16 protein-coding genes are annotated in these 19,437 nt (G+C 57.5%); 7 read left to right on the plus strand and 9 right to left on the minus strand.

Annotated features, from left to right (window positions below):
• Window positions 1–5: 5 nt before the first annotated feature.
• The 3 genes from ACYZTR_RS24375 to ACYZTR_RS24385 all read left to right on the plus strand — a co-directional run bounded on the left by ACYZTR_RS24375 (window position 6) and on the right by ACYZTR_RS24385 (window position 6,074).
• On the plus strand, window positions 6–3,854 hold the full coding sequence (locus ACYZTR_RS24375) for a sensor domain-containing protein (RefSeq protein WP_461974511.1): 3,849 nt from the start codon (window positions 6–8) through the stop codon (window positions 3,852–3,854).
• Window positions 3,855–4,020: 166 nt separating this feature from the next.
• On the plus strand, window positions 4,021–5,274 hold the full coding sequence (glyA, locus tag ACYZTR_RS24380) for a serine hydroxymethyltransferase (protein ID WP_461974514.1): 1,254 nt from the start codon (window positions 4,021–4,023) through the stop codon (window positions 5,272–5,274).
• A gap of 239 nt (window positions 5,275–5,513) precedes the next feature.
• Complete coding sequence (locus tag ACYZTR_RS24385; RefSeq protein WP_461974516.1) at window positions 5,514–6,074, plus strand: hypothetical protein; 561 nt, start codon at window positions 5,514–5,516, stop codon at window positions 6,072–6,074.
• Window positions 6,075–6,215: 141 nt separating this feature from the next.
• On the opposite strand, the gene yjiA is transcribed toward ACYZTR_RS24385, so the two are convergent.
• The 3 genes from yjiA to ACYZTR_RS24400 form a co-directional block, all read right to left on the minus strand.
• Window positions 6,216–7,184, minus strand: a complete 969-nt coding sequence (gene yjiA / locus ACYZTR_RS24390) for a GTPase (RefSeq protein ID WP_461974518.1) — start codon at window positions 7,182–7,184, stop codon at window positions 6,216–6,218.
• A 171-nt stretch (window positions 7,185–7,355) separates the two neighbouring features.
• Entirely contained in the window at window positions 7,356–7,553 is a 198-nt protein-coding gene (locus ACYZTR_RS24395; RefSeq protein ID WP_007895266.1) for a YbdD/YjiX family protein, read from the minus strand.
• A gap of 14 nt (window positions 7,554–7,567) precedes the next feature.
• A complete protein-coding gene (locus ACYZTR_RS24400) occupies window positions 7,568–9,634 on the minus strand; it encodes a carbon starvation CstA family protein (protein ID WP_461974520.1) in 2,067 nt (688 codons plus the stop codon).
• Between the two features lie 160 nt (window positions 9,635–9,794).
• Here ACYZTR_RS24400 and ACYZTR_RS24405 point away from each other — a divergent pair, with 160 nt between their 5' ends.
• Window positions 9,795–10,163, plus strand: coding sequence for a PilZ domain-containing protein (locus ACYZTR_RS24405; RefSeq protein ID WP_461974522.1), 369 nt, complete (start codon window positions 9,795–9,797; stop codon window positions 10,161–10,163).
• A gap of 70 nt (window positions 10,164–10,233) precedes the next feature.
• Here ACYZTR_RS24405 and radA read toward each other — a convergent pair whose 3' ends face one another.
• From radA to ACYZTR_RS24420, 3 genes are read right to left on the minus strand one after another with little or no spacing between them, the layout of a single operon-like run.
• Complete coding sequence (gene radA / locus ACYZTR_RS24410) at window positions 10,234–11,601, minus strand: DNA repair protein RadA (protein ID WP_033054257.1); 1,368 nt, start codon at window positions 11,599–11,601, stop codon at window positions 10,234–10,236.
• Between the two features lie 46 nt (window positions 11,602–11,647).
• On the minus strand, window positions 11,648–12,202 hold the full coding sequence (locus tag ACYZTR_RS24415) for an ankyrin repeat domain-containing protein (protein WP_461974524.1): 555 nt from the start codon (window positions 12,200–12,202) through the stop codon (window positions 11,648–11,650).
• A 57-nt stretch (window positions 12,203–12,259) separates the two neighbouring features.
• Window positions 12,260–13,801: a catalase gene (locus tag ACYZTR_RS24420; RefSeq protein WP_461974526.1), complete on the minus strand. Its 1,542-nt coding sequence runs from the start codon at window positions 13,799–13,801 to the stop codon at window positions 12,260–12,262.
• 286 nt (window positions 13,802–14,087) lie between these two features.
• Between ACYZTR_RS24420 and mscL the strand changes: the two genes are divergently transcribed.
• A complete protein-coding gene (gene mscL, locus ACYZTR_RS24425) occupies window positions 14,088–14,501 on the plus strand; it encodes a large-conductance mechanosensitive channel protein MscL (protein ID WP_461974528.1) in 414 nt (137 codons plus the stop codon).
• A 46-nt stretch (window positions 14,502–14,547) separates the two neighbouring features.
• Here the strand turns inward: mscL and ACYZTR_RS24430 are convergent, their stop codons facing one another.
• Window positions 14,548–15,324 (minus strand): ferredoxin--NADP reductase, encoded by a 777-nt coding sequence (locus ACYZTR_RS24430; RefSeq protein ID WP_461974530.1) that lies wholly within the window; start codon window positions 15,322–15,324, stop codon window positions 14,548–14,550.
• Between the two features lie 345 nt (window positions 15,325–15,669).
• Between ACYZTR_RS24430 and ACYZTR_RS24435 the strand changes: the two genes are divergently transcribed.
• Window positions 15,670–16,401 (plus strand): helix-turn-helix transcriptional regulator, encoded by a 732-nt coding sequence (locus ACYZTR_RS24435; protein ID WP_461974532.1) that lies wholly within the window; start codon window positions 15,670–15,672, stop codon window positions 16,399–16,401.
• Window positions 16,402–16,576: 175 nt separating this feature from the next.
• Window positions 16,577–17,701 (plus strand): methyltransferase, encoded by a 1,125-nt coding sequence (locus ACYZTR_RS24440; protein ID WP_461974534.1) that lies wholly within the window; start codon window positions 16,577–16,579, stop codon window positions 17,699–17,701.
• Window positions 17,702–18,203: 502 nt separating this feature from the next.
• Here ACYZTR_RS24440 and ACYZTR_RS24445 read toward each other — a convergent pair.
• Both ACYZTR_RS24445 and cydB read right to left on the minus strand, forming a co-directional pair.
• Window positions 18,204–18,371, minus strand: coding sequence for a DUF2474 domain-containing protein (locus ACYZTR_RS24445; protein WP_461979875.1), 168 nt, complete (start codon window positions 18,369–18,371; stop codon window positions 18,204–18,206).
• Window positions 18,372–18,427: 56 nt separating this feature from the next.
• On the minus strand, window positions 18,428–19,435 hold the full coding sequence (gene cydB / locus ACYZTR_RS24450) for a cytochrome d ubiquinol oxidase subunit II (RefSeq protein WP_461974536.1): 1,008 nt from the start codon (window positions 19,433–19,435) through the stop codon (window positions 18,428–18,430).
• Window positions 19,436–19,437: the final 2 nt, after the last annotated feature.

The raw sequence follows: 19,437 nt of genomic DNA on the forward strand, positions 1-19,437 counted from the left end.
ACAGTTTGTCTAATGTCACTCCCTCATCGTCCGTGAGCGCACTCAATCCTGCGACCGGTTCACCCCTGCGTGGATCGTTGAAGGGCGCGCTGGCGACGCTCGTCTTGTTGCTGCTCGCGCTGCTGTTCTGGCAGTTGCTGGATCAGCTTCGCGATACCCAAAAACACCAGCGTCAGTACGCCATCGATTACACCGCCGATCTGGCCTCGCAAGTCAGCCTGAACATGGCGCTTAACGCCCAGATCGCCCTCAACCTGCTACCGATTGTCGAACAACCGCAAAGCGCCGACGAACTGCAGGCGCTGCTGCGCAAGCTGCAAAAGGCATTGCCCGACCTGCGCAGTCTCGCGTTGCTCAGCCCTTCCGGTAAAGTCCTCAGCGACAGTGCCGACGACAGCGACGATACCGACTACCTGAGCGAACTGGTCCGGCGCAGTCACGCCCAGGCCCATTATTTCAGCAACGCCAATGACGGTTCGGTGGTGCATTTGCTGCTGCATCAAGCCAGCGGTAGCACTCGCGGCTACTGGGTCCTGCGCCTGAGGCCGACATTTTTCTCGTCGCTGACCAAACCAATCGAAGCCGGTATTCGCCCGCTATGGGTGGTGGAAAACCGCGTCAATCATCAGATCATCAGCCGCGACGATGGGCAACCCTCGGCCACACCGGCGGTGATGACACCGGATGAACTGGCCAACAGCGTGCTGACAGTGCCCCTGAGCAGCAGCGACTGGCAAATGCGCGGGCTGTTCGACCGGCAACGGATGATCGAACACCTGTTGCCGGCGTTCATCGGCAAATGCCTTCTGGGCCTGGCCTTTTCCCTGCTGCCGTTCATCGCCCTGCTGAAGATGCGCCGCCGCCAGCGCCAAGTCCACGAAGGCCGTCGACGCTATCAGGATATTTTCGAAGGCACCGGCGTCGCCCTGTGTGTGCTCGACGTGTCCGGGCTTAAAAGCCTCTTCGACAAGGCTCAGTTGCACAGCAGCGAACAACTGAAGGCCTGGCTCGAAACGCCGCAACAACGCCAGCACCTGCTGCAGGAACTGCGCATCACCGAGGTCAACCTGGTCGCCCTGCAACTGCTCAACGTCAACGCTTGCGATCAAGCCTGGAAACTGCTGATCGACGGCAATTCGCAGGACGGCACCGCCATCGGCAATCAAGTGCTCGAAGCGGTGCTCAACCAGCAGAGACAGCTTGAACTGGAAATCAAACTGCAGGACGCCAATGGCCGCGACCAGCACTTGTGGCTGGTTCTGCGGTTGCCGGAAGACCTGGACGACTATAAAGCGGTGATCCTGAGCATCACGGACATCACCAGCCGCAAGCTCGTCGAACTGTCGCTGCTGGAGCGTGAAGGATTCTGGTCCGACGTGGTGCGCACCGTGCCGGATCATCTGTACGTGCAAGACGTGATCAGCCTGCGAATGATTTTCAGCAACCACCACCTGGGCCAGACGCTCGGTTACAACCGTACCGAACTGCACCAGATGGGCGAGTATTTCTGGGAAATCCTCCTGCATCCCGAAGATGCCGACTTCTACCACCGCTCGCGCCAAATCCAGCGGCAGGCCGGCTACAGGCAATTGCTGCAATGCCAACTGCGCTTTCGCCACCGGGACGGTCAATGGCGGCGTTTCGATATCCGCGAACAGGCGCTGGCGCGGGACAAGCACGATCAGGTCACGCGGATCATCGGCGTGGCCAAGGACATCACCGAACAGATCGAAGCCAGTGAGTCCCTGCGCGACAGCGAGCAGCGTTACCGGATGCTCGCCGAGAGCATCAGCGACGTGATTTTCTCAACCGACAGCAAGATGGCGCTCAACTACGTCAGCCCGTCGGTGCAAGCCGTACTGGGCTACGACGCCGACTGGATTTTCCAGAACGGCTGGCAATCGACCATCGCCAACCCGCAACAACTGACCGGCATTTACAACCTGATGGACCGGGTCAGCAAAGCGCTGAACAAGCCCGACCAACTGGCGCTGTTGCGCAGTCAAGTGCAGACCCAACTGTTTTTGTTCGACTGCCTGCGGGCCGACGGGCGCAAGATTCCCATCGAACTGCGGCTGGTGCTGGTCTGGGACGAACGCGGTGCATTCGAAGGCGTGCTGGGCGTCGGTCGCGACATCAGCCAGCAGCGCCGGGCCGAAAAAGACCTGCGCATGGCCGCGACAGTATTTGAGCACTCGACCTCGGCGATCCTGATCACCGACCCGGCCGGTTACATCGTCCAGGCCAACGAAGCCTTCAGTCGCGTCAGCGGCTATGCGGTGGAGCAGGTGCTCGACCAGTTGCCGAACATGCTGACGGTCGATGAGGAGCAGGAATCCCATCTGCGTTACGTGCTCAAGCAGCTGCATCAGCACAGCACGTGGGAAGGCGAAGTCTGGCTCAAACGACGCAATGGCGAGCATTACCCGGCCTGGGTCGGGATTACGGCGGTGCTGGATGACGAAGGCGATCTAGCCAGCTACGTGTGCTTCTTCAGCGACATCAGTGAGCGCAAGGCCAGTGAGCAGCGGATTCACCGCCTGGCCTATTACGACGCCCTGACCCATCTGCCGAACCGCACGCTGTTCCAGGATCGCCTGCACACCGCGCTGCAATCAGCCGAACGGCAGAAGTCCTGGGTAGTGCTGATGTTCCTCGACCTGGATCGTTTCAAACCGATCAACGACTCCCTGGGCCACGCCGCCGGCGATCGCATGCTCAAGGAAATGGCCACGCGCCTGCTCGGTTGTGTCGACGATGACGACACCGTGGCGCGCATGGGTGGGGATGAATTCACCTTGCTGCTGCAACCGCGGCCCACCCGTGAACTCGCCTTGAACCGGGCGATTCATGTGGCCGAACAGATTCTCGCCAGCCTGGTAAAACCGTTCGTGCTCGAAGGTCGCGAGTTCTTCGTCACCGCCAGTATCGGGATCGCCCTGAGCCCTCAGGACGGCAACGAACTCAGCCAATTGATGAAAAACGCCGACACCGCGATGTATCACGCCAAGGAGCGTGGCAAGAACAATTTCCAGTTCTATCAGGCCGACATGAACGCCAGCGCCCTGGAGCGTCTGGAGCTGGAAAGCGACTTGCGTCACGCCCTGGAGCAGAACGAATTCGTCCTCTACTACCAACCGCAGTTCAGCGGCGATGGCAAACGCCTGACCGGCGCCGAAGCCTTGCTGCGCTGGCGCCATCCACGACGCGGTCTGGTGCCGCCGGGAGACTTCATCCCGGTGCTCGAAGAGCTCGGTCTGGTGGTGGATGTCGGCGACTGGGTGATCAGCGAGGCCTGCCGTCAGCTCAAGACCTGGCATCAGGCCAAGGTCCGGGTGCCCAAGGTGTCGGTGAACATTTCGGCCCGGCAATTCTCCGACGGCCAACTCGGGACGCGGATCGCCACCATCCTCATGGAAACCGGCCTGCCGCCGGCGTGCCTGGAGCTGGAACTGACCGAAAGTATCCTGATGCGTGAAGTCAGCGAAGCGATGCAGATTCTCGCCGGGCTGAAAAATCTCGGCCTGAGCATTGCGGTCGACGACTTCGGCACCGGCTACTCATCGCTGAACTACCTCAAGCAGTTCCCGATCGATGTGCTGAAAATCGACCGCACCTTCGTTGATGGCCTGCCGTCGGGTGAGCAGGATGCGCAGATTGCCCGCGCGATCATCGCCATGGCCCACAGCCTCAATCTAGCGGTCATCGCCGAGGGCGTGGAAACCCACGAGCAGCTCGACTTCCTGCGTGAGCATGGTTGCGATGAGGTTCAGGGGTATCTGTTCGGGCGGCCGATGCCGGCGAGCCGGTTTGAAGCGCAGTTCAGCAATGATGCGTTGTTCATGTTTGACTGAGACCTTTGATCGTTCGTGGGAACGATCACCTATCACCGCGGGACACGATCACCGCTGATCCCAGCATGAACGCCACTTGTCTGCGACATGATGTCCTTTCATATGCCATCTAAAACCCATTGGGTTAGAATGCCCCCCTTTTCTGCCCCGATCCTTGAGGACCGCCATGTTCAGCCGTGATTTGACTATTGCCAAGTACGACGCCGATCTTTTTGCCGCCATGGAGCAAGAAGCTCAGCGCCAGGAAGATCACATTGAGCTGATCGCTTCGGAAAACTACACCAGCCCTGCGGTGATGGAAGCTCAAGGCTCGGTATTGACCAACAAGTACGCCGAAGGCTACCCAGGCAAGCGCTACTACGGTGGTTGCGAGTTTGTCGACGTGGTCGAGCAACTGGCCATCGATCGTGCAAAAGAACTGTTTGGCGCCGATTACGCCAACGTTCAGCCGCACGCCGGTTCGCAAGCCAACAGCGCCGTTTACCTGGCTCTGCTGCAAGCGGGCGACACCCTCCTGGGCATGAGCCTGGCTCATGGCGGTCACCTGACCCACGGCGCCAGCGTTTCCTCCTCAGGCAAGCTGTACAACGCCGTTCAGTACGGCATCGACGGCAACGGCCTGATCGACTACGACGAAGTCGAGCGTCTGGCCGTTGAGCACAAGCCAAAAATGATCGTGGCCGGTTTCTCTGCTTACTCGCAGATCCTGGACTTCCCGCGTTTCCGCGAGATCGCTGACAAAGTCGGCGCCTACCTGTTCGTCGACATGGCCCACGTGGCCGGTCTGGTCGCCGCTGGCGTCTACCCGAACCCGGTGCCGTTCGCTGACGTCGTGACCACCACCACGCACAAGACCCTGCGCGGTCCACGTGGCGGTTTGATCCTGGCTCGCGCCAACGCCGACATCGAGAAGAAGCTGAACTCCGCGGTATTCCCGGGCGCCCAGGGTGGCCCGCTGGAGCACGTGATCGCCGCCAAAGCGATCTGCTTCAAGGAAGCGCTGCAGCCTGAGTTCAAGACTTACCAGCAACAAGTGGTGAAGAACGCCAAGGCCATGGCCGGCGTGTTCATCGAGCGCGGTTTCGACGTGGTATCGGGCGGTACTGAAAACCACCTGTTCCTGCTGTCGCTGATCAAGCAGGAAATCTCCGGTAAAGACGCCGACGCCGCTCTGGGCAAGGCTTTCATCACCGTGAACAAGAACTCCGTGCCAAACGATCCACGCTCCCCGTTCGTCACATCCGGCCTGCGCTTCGGCACTCCGGCCGTGACCACTCGTGGCTTCAAGGAAGCAGAGTGCAAAGAGCTGGCCGGCTGGATCTGCGACATCCTGGCTGACCTTTCCAACGAAGCGGTGATCGACGCCGTTCGCGAGAAAGTCAAAGTCATCTGCAAGAAGCTGCCGGTGTACGGCGCTTAATAAGCCGGGCGAAAGACTGTAATCAGTTGATCGATAAAAAATGCCTACATCAAACGATGTGGGCATTTTTTTGCGCTGATTATCGCCACAACATAACAACAGCCGAAACGTTCACCTCTAATACAGTTACACTTTCACCCTTCAAACCTTGCAACAAATGCAGCACTACACGGCAACTAAAAAAATCTAACATCAATCCTGCGATATTTAACTACCCCATAAAAAACAAAGGATTGTTTATGAACATCAATATTGAAAAATCGTTTACCGCCAAACTCAGGATGATTGACCACGATGTAAACGTTCTTGAGGTGCTGTACGGCGAACCCATCATGGTCACAGTGACCTTGTTCAGCGGAGGATTTTTCGCCGGAGCACCCCAGACCAGTGATCACTCTAGCCTGCTCGGCATGCGCCCGAAAGGCCAAGGCAAAACCATCGAATCCTTAAAGCTGCATTTTGGACATACGGATGACGGCTATATTATTTCCATCAACAATAAAGGCATCTATCACAACAAGATAATATGCGCAGGCGCATTGGATCTTCTTGGCGCGAAAGATCCCGACACGACTGACCCTACAATATTTACCCTCACCGACCATCGCAACAACGTCATTACGCTTGACGACATTTCCGCGCCCCATCTACCCATCTCAATCAAGTCAGGGGAAAAAAAATATGTTGGAGGATCCAGAATAAGAGGTTCGCGTTATATATACCTCGCCGAAACCGAAGAACAATCAAAGGTAACTTTTGCTTTGAGTATTCTAAAAAAAGGTGTGGCATTGAATTCCTGATTGGTGCGATCGCCAGGCCGGTCATGCCAATTTATCGATTTTCACACAGTGATCTTTGGAGTTACCGGCTCCTGTGTCCACCACGGACCCTGTGGGAGCGGGCTTGCCCGCGATGGCGTCATCCCTGACGCCAACGGTGTTTTAGCCAGCCGCTACCCGCGCAAACCCGTCACGGATTTTCTCTTCCGGCAAATCATCGGCGATGAACACGATCACGCTTTCGCGCGGTTCATCGTCCGCCCATTCGGTGTCCCAATCGAATCCGTATAACTTCAATACGCCCTGAAACACCATGCGCCGCGGCTCACCCTGGATGTTCAACACGCCTTTGTAGCGCAGCAATTGCTTGCCATGGTCTTCCAGCAGTTCGTTCATGAACTCGCTGAGTTTGTCGATATCCAGTGGCTTGTCGGTGCGCAGCACCAGGCTGGAAATACGGTCGATGGACGGCGCTTTGTTGACCGGGCGCAGGCTGACGCCGCCGAGGTCAGCATTGAGATTGAAACCGCGCACATCAAGCAATTCGGCCAGGTCAATCTTGCCGTGCTCGACCACGCGAATCGGTGCGCGACGGTTGATCCGGGTCAGCCGCTCGCTGAGGGCGTTGAACGTCGCCTCGTCCACCAGATCGCGCTTGCTCACCAGTAAGCGGTCGGCGAAACCGATCTGCGCCTGGGCGATGGTTTGAGTCAGATGAGTGTCAGCGTGCGCCGCGTCGACGAGGGTGATGATGCCGTCGAGGATGTAACGCTCGCGCAGCTCTTCATCGATGAAGAACGTTTGCGCCACCGGTGCCGGGTCGGCCAGGCCGGTGCATTCGATCACCAGGCGGTCGAAGACGATTTCGCCGCTGTCCAGGCGCTCGAGCAGCAAGTACAGAGCCTTGGTCAGGTCAGTGTGGATGGTGCAGCAGACGCATCCGTTGGACAGCGTCATCACTTGAACCGGTTCGTCGCCCAGCAGTTGGGTATCGATTCCGGCGTCGCTGAATTCGTTCTCGATCACGGCGATTTTCAGGCCGTGTTCGGCTTTGAGCAGGTGGCGCAACAGCGTAGTTTTTCCCGCGCCAAGGAAGCCACTGAGGATCGTGACGGGAATGGGAGAGGACAAACTGGATCTCCTTCTAATACACAAAAAAATGGGAGCGGTCCTGTGGGAGCGAGCTTGCTCGCGATGGCATCACCACGGTTTTAACGATAAACCGAGTTGCCTGCATCGCGAGCAAGCTCGCTCCCACAAAAAACCGCTCCACATCACATCTGATAACACGCCGTTAGAGGTTCAACAGCACTTCGGCCCACCCTTGCCACCGTAACGAGCTTCTTGGCGTTCCCGGAAGAACATCTCGTAGCTCATCACCGGTTTGTCCGGGTGTTTGGTTTGCATATGCTCGACGTAATTGTCGTAGTCGGGCATCCCGACCATCAGGCGCGCGGCCTGACCGAGGTATTTACCGAGGCGACTCAGGTCATTGAACATGCTGCAATCCTCGATCAAGCGTCCGGCAGAGCCTGGAATGGCGATTCTTTATCCGTACGTTCTTTGGTGCCCCAGGCGGCGATACCGACCTTCAGCGCATAGAACAGGATACTGAATACCACGAACAGGAACAGCGCCGTCAGCGTTGCGTTGGTGTAAGCATTGAAGATCACGTGCTGCATCTGGGTGATGTCCTTGGCCGGGGCGAGGATCTGACCGTTGGCCAGCGCGTCACTGTACTTCTTGGCCAGCGACAGGAAGCCGATCGCCGGGTTGGCATCGAACAGCTTGATGAAACCGGCGGTGGTGGTGCAGATCAGCAACCACACCGCGGGCAGCATGGTGACCCAGACATAGCGTTGGCGTTTCATTTTGATCAGCACAACGGTTGCCAACATCAGTGCGATACCGGCGAGCATCTGGTTGGATATACCGAACAGCGGCCACAAGGTGTTGATGCCACCCAACGGATCAATCACGCCCTGGTACAGCAACCAACCCCACATCGCCACGCAACCAGCAGTCGCGATCAGGTTGGCGGTCCAGGATTCGGTGCGTTTCAGCGCCGGCACGAAGGAACCGAGCAAGTCCTGCAGCATGAAACGGCCGGCACGGGTACCGGCGTCGACGGCGGTCAGGATGAACAACGCTTCGAACAGGATCGCGAAGTGGTACCAGAACGCCATGGTGTTTTCACCCGGCAGGACACTGTGCAGGATCTGCGCGATACCGACCGCCAGGGTCGGCGCACCGCCGGCACGGGCCAGGATGGTGGTTTCACCGATGTCCTTGGCCACCGCCTGCAGCGCTTCCGGCGTAATTGCAAAGCCCCAGCTGCTGACCATCTGCGCGACCGAAACCACGTCACTGCCGACGATGGCCGCCGGGCTGTTCATGGCGAAGTACACGCCTGGCTCGATCACCGACGCGGCAACCATGGCCATGATGGCGACGAAGGATTCCATCAGCATGCCGCCGTAACCGATGTAACGGGCGTTGACTTCGTTATCCAACATTTTCGGTGTGGTACCCGAAGCAATCAGCGAGTGAAAACCCGAGACCGCGCCACAGGCGATGGTAATAAACAGGAACGGGAACAGACCGCCCTTCCACACCGGCCCGGTGCCGTCGATGAACTGGGTCAGCGCCGGCATTTTCAAGTCAGGCATGGTGATCAGGATGCCGATCGCCAACGCCACGATGGTGCCGATTTTGAGAAACGTGGACAGGTAATCACGCGGTGCCAGAATCAGCCAGATCGGCAACACTGCGGCAACAAAACCGTAGCCGATCAGCATCCAGGTGATCTGGATGCCGGTGAAGGTGAACGCTTTGGCCCATACCGGATCGGCAGCCACTTGCCCGCCCAGCCAGATCGAACCCAGCAACAGCAATACGCCAATCACCGAGATTTCACCGATGCGGCCCGGACGGATGTAGCGCATGTAGATGCCCATGAACATCGCGATCGGGATGGTCGCCATGACCGTGAAAATCCCCCAAGGGCTTTCAGCCAGGGCTTTCACGACGATCAGCGCCAGCACCGCGAGGATGATGACCATGATCAGGAAGCAGCCAAACAGCGCGATGGTGCCGGGGATGCGGCCCATTTCTTCACGAACCATGTCGCCGAGGGAACGGCCGTTGCGGCGGGTGGACATGAACAGGACCATGAAGTCCTGAACGGCACCGGCCAGCACCACGCCGGCAATCAGCCACAGCGTACCGGGCAAATAACCCATCTGCGCCGCCAGGACCGGACCGACCAGCGGCCCCGCGCCAGCGATGGCTGCAAAGTGGTGACCGAAGAGGATGTGTTTGTTGGTGGGGACGTAGTCCAGACCATCATTGTTGAGTACGGCGGGGGTGGCACGATTGGGGTCGAGTTGCATCACCTTGTTGGCGATGAACAGGCTGTAGTAACGATAGGCAACCAGATAAATGGCCACGGCAGCGACCACAATCCACAAGGCGTTGATCGCCTCACCTCGGCGCAATGCCACCACACCAAGGGCGCACGCACCTACGATTGCCAGCAGCAGCCAGGGTAAGTGGCGTAGCAGGCTATTATTGTTTTTCATTTTATGATTCCAGCCAGGGTGGACAAGAAAGACAGCCATCCCGAGTTTAGCTCGCCTGACGGCAAAGGCCATACCCCCGACATTGATCCAGACACTGTCTTGGCTGGCAGGTTTTGCCAATGCGGGTCTATAGTCAGCGAACCTTTTCGAGGATTGCGCCATGAGCGAGCACCCTGCCGATCGCCGCCGCTTCAAACGTATTGCGTTCGATGCCCGAACCGAGCTGAGCCAGGGGGAGTTCATCTGGCCGGTGAAGCTGATTGACCTGTCGCTCAAGGGACTGTTGATCGAGAAGCCCGAGCCTTGGCTGGGTAATCGGGAGTGGCATTTCCTGGTCGATATTCATCTCAACGAAGACGTCGAGATCAAGATGGATGTGATGTTGACCCACGATGACCATGGCCAGCTCGGATTTGTCTGCAAACACATCAGCCTGGAATCCATCGAACGCCTGCGGCGGTTGATTGAGTTCAACCTGGGGGATCCCGAGGAACTGGAACGCGAACTGGGCGCCCTGATCGAAATCTGAATACCGGCGCCATGCCAAATAGATGGGGGAGCGAGCTCCGCTATCGCGAGCAAGCTCGCTCCCACAGGACTTATTCGAACAACGCGTCCAACGCCTGTTCCAGCCGGGTTACGGCAATAATCTGCAACCCCGGCGGCGCTTCTTTCGGCGCATTGCCCTTGGGCACGATGGCGCGTTTGAAGCCGTGTTTAGCGGCTTCTTTCAAGCGTTCCTGGCCACTTGGCACCGGGCGTACCTCGCCGGAAAGCCCGACTTCGCCGAACACCAGTAGATCATGGGGCAGTGGCCGGTTGCGCAAACTGGACATGACCGCTGCCATCAGCGCCAGGTCGGATGCTGTTTCCAGCACCTTCACCCCGCCAACCACATTGAGAAACACGTCCTGATCGTGGGTCGGAATGCCGCCGTGACGGTGCAATACCGCCAGCAACATGGCCAAGCGGTTCTGATCCAGCCCCAGGGTGACCCGACGCGGGTTGGCCAGATGACTGTCATCGACCAATGCCTGCACCTCGACCAACATCGGCCGCGTGCCTTCCCACGTTGCCATGACCACACTGCCCGGCACTTCTTCCTGCGCACGGGTGAGAAAAATCGCCGACGGATTAGAGACTTCTTTCAGGCCCTTGTCGGTCATGCCGAACACACCCAGCTCGTTCACCGCGCCGAAACGGTTCTTCACCGCCCGCAGCAGACGCAAACGCCCATCGGACTCGCCTTCGAAATACAGCACGGTATCAACCATGTGCTCCAGCACTCGCGGCCCCGCCAATGCGCCTTCTTTGGTCACGTGGCCGACCAGGAAAATCGCTGTGCCGCTCTGCTTGGCATAGCGCACCAGCAACGCCGCACTTTCCCGAACCTGCGACACGCCGCCCGGTGCAGATTGCAGCTGCTCGGTGAAGATCGTCTGGATCGAATCGATCACCATCACCTTGGGTTTTTCCTGCCGGGCGGTGGCGATGATGGTTTCGATGCAGGTTTCGGTCATCACCCGCAGTTGATCCTGAGGCAAGCCGAGACGGCGGGCGCGCATGGCCACTTGCTGCTGGGATTCTTCGCCGGTGACGTACAGGGCCGGCATGACTTTGGCGAGGTTGCACAAGGTTTGCAGCAGAATGGTCGATTTGCCGATGCCGGGATCACCGCCGATCAGCACCACCGAGCCGTCTACCAGACCACCGCCCAGCACCCGATCGAGCTCGCTGGAGGCCGTGGAAAAACGCGGGATTTCTTCGACGCTGACTTCAGCCAGGGTCCTGATCTGTGCCTGCTGGCCGGTCCAACCGGTGCGACCGCTGGGTGCTGCGGCACCACCACTCTCCACCATGGTTTCGGTCAGCGTGTTCCAGGCCCCACACTCGCCGCACTGGCCAGCCCACTTGGGGAAGGTTGAGCCGCACTCGGTGCAGCCGTACATGCGCTTGGCCTTGGCCATCTGAACTCCCGGCAAAAAAACGCGATGATAGCTCAGCTGGAGCGGATCAGCGCGGCGCCGCGTTGCGGATTTGACCGCTGGCCAGACGCGCGGCGCTGTTGCCCAGCGGATCCTCGGCGTAAAGGTCCGCCCCCTTGGCTTTGAGCGCGTCGAGCAACTCAAATCGCTTGAACAATCCGGCGTACATCGCTGCGGTCTGCCCGGCGCCATTACGTTGATCGGGGCTGCAATTGGCCGCTAACAAGGTTCGAGCAATCTGTACTTCGCCCTTGAAAATCGCGCCCATTAGCGCCGTGTTGCCACGCAGGTCCTGAGCACAAGCGTCCGCCCTGGCAGCGAGCAATTGGTCCACTGCCGCACTCTGCCCGTGATAAGCCGCCAGAATCAGTGCGGTGTAACCTTTGCTATCGCGAGTATCGAGGGAGTATCCAGCCTCGATGAAGGTCTCGAGCATCGGCACATCGCCGCGACGGGCAGCATCGAAGTAGTAGTCCTGCAATTGGGCTTTCAGCGCAGCAGGATCTTTCGTGATTTGCGTGGCCGGCCCGGCGAACACGCCGAACGGCAGACACACCAGAAAAAAAGACAGATAGAAACGCATGACAAGGCTCCCTGGCCAGACGGGACCTCGCATGAGGCCCCGCTTCAGGTTGAAAAATCAGTCGACCAGTTTGGCCGCCAGCGCCTTGACCCGGCTCAGATCCCCCATGGCAACCTTGGTCACCCCGGTCCCGTACTCCGGGTCGGCCTTATAGAGGAAGGACAGCATGATGTGTTTGCTCTCATCATCGCTGGTGACCAGCGAACCACCGAAGCTCTCAATCAGGTCCTTGCGTTCTTTCTTGCTGAAGGAGCGATACAGATCGCCGGCTTGCTTGAAGTTTTGTTCACGCTGAATCTTCGCCTGCTGCGTGCTGCCCGACAGCGCCGATTGGCTGTAGCGTGCGGTTTGCAGCTCTTCACGAGGCAGCAAACGGCTTGGCTGGTAATTCACCCCAGTGCTGCTGTGGCCGATGTTCATTGCGCCGTCCTGATTGCCGTTGTTTACCGCAATCTTTGGAGCATTGATCGGCAACTGCATCGCATTGGCCCCCAGGCGATACAGTTGCGTATCGGCATAAGAGAACACTCTACCCTGCAACAATCGGTCTTCCGAAGGTTCGATACCGGGAACAAGATTGGTCGGCGCCATGGCAACTTGTTCCGTTTCCTGGAAGACATTCGCAGGATTACGGTTCAAGACCATCTGTCCAACTTTTCGCTCTGGAACGCCGGGCCAAATCTTGGTCGCGTCCAATGGATCGAAATCAGACTTGTACAAATCCTGAGGATTTAAAACCTGGACGTACAAATCCCACTTCGGAAAGTCACCTTTATTAATATGAGCCACCAAGTCGTTTGTCATATGACTGTAGTCTTTACCTTGAACCTTGGTCACCGCTTTCGGATCTAGATTATTAATTCCCTGCAAACTTTTCCAGTGGAACTTCACGTAGTGAACGTCACCCTTGGCGCTAATTAACTTATAGGCGTGAACACCATTACCATCCATTTCCCGATAACTGGCCGGCGTACCGGAGTTAGAGTACAACTCGGTCAGGGTACGAGTCGCTTCCGGAACATGCGAGAAGAAATCGAAACGACGGGCGTCGTCGTCGAGGTTGGTACGCGGGTCAGGCTTGAAGGCATGGACCATGTCCGGAAACTTGATGGCGTCACGGATGAAGAAAGTCGGGAAATTGTTGCCGACCAGGTCCCAATTGCCGTCCGCAGTGTAGAACTTGGTGGCGAAACCGCGAGGATCACGCAGGGTTTCCGGCGAATGGTTGCCGTGGACCACCGCCGAAAAGCGTACAAACACCGGAGTGTTCTGGCCAGCAGCGAATACCTTGGCCTTGGTCAGATCGCTGAGGTCGTCAATCACGCTGAAGGTGCCATGGGCGCCGGTGCCGCGGGCATGCACTACTCGCTCAGGAATGCGTTCACGGTCAAAGCGCTGGAGCTTCTGGATCAATTGCACGTCTTGCAGCAACACTGGGCCAGTCGCGCCAGCGGTTTGCGAGTTCTGATTGTCGCCCACCGCGGCACCGTTATCGCGCGTCAGGGTTGCTGCGTTGACGGAGAAGGACAGCAGACTGGCGGTCAAAACGCCAAGGGTGCGCCGATGTGAAAAAGCCCCGAGGCCAATGGTCGAATTCATTTCAGGTTCCTCTGTTTTTTAAGGCGCAATCCAAGTGCGCTTTTCAGAGGTTAGAGGGCGAAGCCGCAGAACATAAATAGAAAGAACGTAACGCTATGATTTAGAATTTTATGTGGATAATCAGCTGGTTAACGCGTATTTCGCGCGCGATTGATGCCACTTTGCAAACTAATTACCGACAAATGTGTCGATAACAACGAGCATTGTAAGAAGGTGTTTCGAGCAAGACCCGTTTTGCTGATTTACACTGCGCCCACCAACCTCATCTGTAACAAGGAAATAACCTATGGGCGTGATAACTGAGTTCAAGGCCTTCGCGGTCAAAGGTAACGTGGTCGACATGGCCGTCGGCATCATCATCGGTGCCGCCTTCGGCAAAATCGTTTCATCGTTTGTCGGCGATGTGGTGATGCCACCCCTCGGCCTGCTGATCGGAGGGGTGGATTTCAGTGACCTGGCCATCACGCTCAAGGCCGCCAACGGCGATATCCCGGCGGTAATGGTGGCGTACGGTAAATTCATCCAGAGCATGATTGACTTCATCATCGTCGCCTTCGCGATCTTCATGGGCGTCAAAGCCATCAACCGTCTGAAACGCGAAGAGGCCGTTGCGCCAACGCTACCGCCGGTTCCGACCAAAGAAGAGGTGCTGTTGGAAGAGATCCGCGATCTGCTCAAGGCCCAGAACAATCGGCCCTGAACGCTTTTGTGAAACAAGAATCGGCGCCCTTGAGGCGCCGCTTTTTTTACCAGTAGTTTTCCACCGCCACTTGCCCGGGCCGTCGGCTGAGGCTCAAGTGCATGTGGCGCTGTTTGAGCAACTTGCGCGTGTCATCGATCATCTGCGGATTGCCGCAGAGCATGATCCGCGAATGCTCGGCCGTCAGCACCACACCTGCCGTCTGCTCCAGCTCGCCATTTTCGATCAGCGTCGTAATCCGGCCACTCAGGGCCCCAGGATGCTGCTCGCGAGTGACGGTAGTGATGAACTGCAGCTTGTGAGCAAACTCCGCTAAATAGTCGCGCTGCGCCAACCCGCTGATGAGCTCCTGATACGCCAGCTCCCCGGCTTCGCGCACGCTGTAGACCAAGATGATTCGTTCGAATTTCTCCCAAACCTCGAAGTCCTGCAGGATCGACAGAAACGGCGCCAGACCGGTGCCTGTGGATAACAGCCAGAGATCACGGCCGTCGACAAAGCGATCGAGCGTCAGATAGCCAAAGGCCTGGCGTTCGACCAGTAGCGTATCGCCGACGCCCAGCCGACTCAGCTCACTGGTGAACTCCCCCTCCGGCACCACAATGGAAAAGAATTCGAGGAATTCGTCATAGGGCGACGACACCATGGAATAGGCGCGCCATACCGTGCTGCCGTCAGCCTTGGTAACGCCCAACCGGGCGAATTGCCCGGCACGAAAACGAAAACCCGGATCCCGGGTGGTGCGCAGGGTGAACAGGCTGGGGGTCAGCGGCTGGACGTCGAGCAAGGTCTGACGAGTGAACTTTTCTGCACTGGCGGTCATGGGGCGCTCCATTCAACAGATAGCTACAGTGTCCCGCAAAGCGGCTGGCTTAAACACCGATGATTTGTAGTGGCTTTAACCAAGTACGCTCACTCTCAATAACCTCATATAAACGATTTAATACTAACCGCTCAGTTAACTCAAAATTACAAAGCCAATGATATGAAGCCGCGACAACCTGCTATCCATCCCCGTGCCGCTAAACGTTAGAACCAGAAACTTGTTTAACAAACGCAAGCAACGCGAAAAATTCTCAACACTTATGTAGGAATCATCCTACACTCGCTTCGTGCCGGATTGGATCCAATACCCCCCCCCAGGCAATTTCACAAATGGAGAGACAAGATGGAGAGGTGGAAGGAATCACAACTCAACCAATTATCGCGTGCAACGGAGATTGATACCGCCTACCGGATTTCACTTGGATTCGCGAAAAATATAGGCTTTAAATTTTTCGCCTTTTCAACAACATACCAAACAAAAGCTGACCAGTTTAATACTGTTCAGCTCAACAACTACCCTACAGACTGGAACATTGAATATGAACAAAAAAAATTCAGCGCGATAGATCCAGTAGTGGCTCATTGCAATCGCTCCAGATTGCCTGTTCTTTGGAGTGAAGAACTGTTTTCCAAAACTCCGTGGTTATGGGACGCGCTCGAAAAACAAGGATTGCAGCACGGCTGGTCACAATCCATCCATGACGAGGAAAGCGATCATTGCAGCATTCTGAGCCTGGCCAGAAGCCATTGCCCGATCACTGCGTTTGAGCTGTACGAAAATCTCGGTTTTTCAGTGTTCATCGGGCGCCATCTTCATGCGTTGATCACGCAGACACTGCCCAAGAAATCTGCAAAGCCCTGCGCACCGCATTTGACCCCCCGCGAAATCGATGTATTGAAACTGGCGGCTGTGGGTAAGACTGCGTATGAGAGTGCGATAATCCTCAACCTCAGTGCACGCACGGTCAATTTCCATGTGCAAAGCGCGATTCTGAAACTGGGGGTCTTTAACAAGATTTCGGCAGTGCTCGCCGCCACCAAGGAAGGCTTCCTCAACACCAGCGCGATACGTTGACCCAAAAAACCTACAAGTAATCCAAAAGAAAAAAACGTACCATTTGCGGTCTTTCTTGAGTGATGACGTGTGAACCTTCACGACGCAGTACACTCGGACGGTCTCGCCCGCTACAACGCCCCCGGGGCGCGGGACACCCGTTGATGACCCCTGTTGATTATCCAGAGCCCGCCTCATGCCCTTGCTCGAAACACCCTTCGCTCGACTTGACCTGATCCGCCAGCCCGACCAGCAGAACGAACCGCTGCAGGCGTTTGATGCCGCAGACGAATACCTGCTCAATCATCTGGCTGACCAACAGCCCTCGGCCGACACTCGGGTTCTGGTACTCAACGACAGTTTTGGCGCATTGGCCGCCAGTCTGGTCGGCAAGGTTCAAGTGACCAGCAGCGGCGACTCCTTCCTGGCCTTTCAGGGGCTGGAAAAGAATCTGGTCCGTAACGGCCAGGCGTTTGATGCGGTGCCAAGCGTACCGGCCAGCGAAGCCATTTCAGGCCCCTTTGACCGGGTACTGATCCGGGTCCCGAAAACCCTCGCCTTGCTGGAAGAGCAATTGATTCGTTTGCAGGAGCAACTCGCGCCGGGTGCTCAGGTGATTGCTGCCGCGATGATCAAGCATTTACCCCGAGCCGCGGGCGATCTGCTGGAACGCTACATCGGCCCGGTGCAAGCGTCGTTGGCGGTGAAGAAGGCTCGGCTTTTGATCGCGACCGCTGACGTCAAAGCGCCCGTCGTGTCCCCCTACCCGACCCGTTATCGACTCGATACACCTGAGATCGAACTGCTCAATCACGCCAATGTGTTCTGCCGCGAAGGGCTGGATATCGGCACGCGAGCGTTTTTGCCGCACCTGCCAAAGAACCTCGGCTCGGCAAGGGTCGCCGACCTCGGTTGCGGTAACGGGGTTTTGGCCATCGCCAGCGCCCTACAAAACCCTGATGCCCATTACACCATGGTGGACGAGTCGTTCATGGCCGTGCAATCGGCCGCCGAAAACTGGCGTGCGGCGCTGGGTGACCGGGAAGTGGCTGTACGTGCCGACGATGGTTTGGCGGGTCAGGAACCTCAGTCCCTGGACGTGGTGCTGTGCAATCCACCGTTTCATCAGCAACAAGTCGTCGGCGACTTCCTGGCCTGGCGCATGTTCCAGCAAGCCCGAGAGGCTCTGGTGGTAGGCGGCTCGCTATACATCGTCGGCAACCGTCATCTGGGTTATCACAGCAAGCTCGCGCGGTTGTTCCGCGGCGTCGAGCAAGTGGCGGCCACACCCAAGTTCGTGATCGTTAAAGCCCGCAAGTGACGGGTAAAAAAACCCTTCAATCGGGTAATGCTGTTCATTTAAGAAAATGGATGGCGGCCTGAGAGCCGACCGGGTTTTGATTGTGTACATATCCGTTGCTGCGGTCACGGCCGCCTATGGTTCCGCTTTTACAGCGAGTCACTTGGAAAAACCCCAAGTAACCAAGGGTTCTTGCCCCGCCATTCGGTGCCTCGCCTAGGCTCGACACCGAACGTCAGGGGCAAGAGCCCTTGGTTACTTGGGGTTGGGCGGCATTCCGTATTTCCAAGTGACCCGCCGTAAGGGCGGAACCCTAAGCCGCCGTGACTGCAGAAACGGATATGTACACGATCAACAAAATACAAGCCGGCCGGCTCTTTAATGACCCGCCCCCTCGCTACGCCTGTGTGTGTGTGTGTGTGTGTGTGCCTGAAACCTCGAGCTTAAGTGAACAGCATCACTCCCATCAGGAGGGTTGTAAATCCGTGCCGCAAGGCAACGGGATGGGATTAGGTGTCAAACATCAGTGGGTCGTCAGGCCCGCGGCATTCATGAACATGCGCATCAGGCTGGCTACGATGAACAGCGCCACAACGCTGCCGGTCCAGATCATCGCCAGCCAGCCGAGTCGCTGCCAGAGCGGCTTTTTCTCTGCTGCTTCGATTTCCTGCAAGGAATGTTTACGCGCCATCATCGCAATCTCCTCTGAAATGGCGCAGGTATCATCACTGCGCCGCTGTCGCGTGTTTAGTGGTAACCGTCTTCGTGGGTCACCTTGCCGCGGAACACGTAGTAGCTCCAGAAGGTGTAACCCAGGATGAACGGGATGATGAACAGCGTGCCCACCAGCATGAAGCCCTGGCTTTGCGGCGGTGCGGCGGCGTCCCAAATCGAGATCGACGGCGGCACGATGTTTGGCCACAAGCTGATGCCCAGGCCGCTGTAGCCCAGGAAGATCAGCACCAGCGTCAGCAGGAACGGCGTGTAGTTCGCATGGCGAGCCACCGCGCGGATCAAGCCGTACATGGTCACCAGCACCAGAATCGGCACCGGCAGGAACCAGAACAGATTCGGCAGGGTAAACCAGCGAGACGCGATGTCAGCGTGGGCCAGGGGAGTCCAGATGCTGATGATACCGATCACCGCCAGCACCACGAAGGCCAGTGGTCGTGCCAGGTCATGCATCTGCTCCTGCAACTTGCCTTCGGTCTTCATGATCAGCCAGGTGCAGCCAAGCAGCGCGTAAGCCACCACCAGCGCTGCGCCACAGAACATTGTGAACGGCGTGAACCAGTCCAGTGAGCCGCCGGCAAACTGACGGTTGACCACTGGAAATCCATCGATGAACGCCCCCAACGCCACGCCCTGGAAGAAGGTGGCGGCGATTGAGCCACCGATGAACGCCTTGTCCCAGAGATGGCGTTTGTCGTCCTTGGCCTTGAAGCGGAACTCGAAGGCCACGCCGCGGAAGATCAGCCCGATCAGCATAAAAATCAGCGGCAGGTACAACGCCGAGAGCACCACCGAATACGCCAACGGGAAGGCACCGAACAACGCCGCACCACCCAGTACCAGCCAGGTTTCGTTACCGTCCCAGACCGGCGCGACGGTGTTCATCATCACGTCACGGTCGGTCTTGCCCGGGATGAACGGGAAAAGAATCCCGATCCCCAAGTCGAAACCGTCCATGACCACGTACATCATGATGCCGAAGATGATGATCACGGCCCAGATCAGCGGAAGATCAATACCCATGA

The sequence above is a fragment of the Pseudomonas sp. Hz4 genome, from assembly GCF_054898165.1.